Genomic DNA, 237 nt, shown 5'->3' with positions numbered 1-237 from the left:
TAAGCCAGAAGGAGAAAACCACATGAGCGACATTATAAATTCGAAGAAAGAACCGCGCACTTGCTTACACATTCCTGATGATACGTTCCAGGCCTTATTTAAGGAGGCGAGAAATCAAAGAGTGACAGTTACAGAATACATCCTCAATGTTCTGAATAAAGAGGCAACCAATCTTAACAAGGGCAAGTGATCCCATTATCACCATAGTAGCGCCGTGAGCGCGATTACAATTAAGGA

The 237-nt window shown here is 42.2% G+C and carries 1 protein-coding gene; it reads left to right on the top strand.

The features are described from left to right. The coding region (locus tag FDW88_RS22610; protein ID WP_212732612.1) for a hypothetical protein at positions 1-190 on the top strand (190 nt) is incomplete at its 5' end. Positions 191-237 lie beyond the last annotated feature (47 nt).

It is taken from the genome of Citrobacter sp. wls829, assembly GCF_005280825.1.
GTDB classification, from domain to species: Bacteria; Pseudomonadota; Gammaproteobacteria; order Enterobacterales; family Enterobacteriaceae; genus Citrobacter; species Citrobacter gillenii.
Note: the sequence above shows the minus strand (reverse complement) of the source record. Positions and strands in the feature narration are given on the sequence as shown.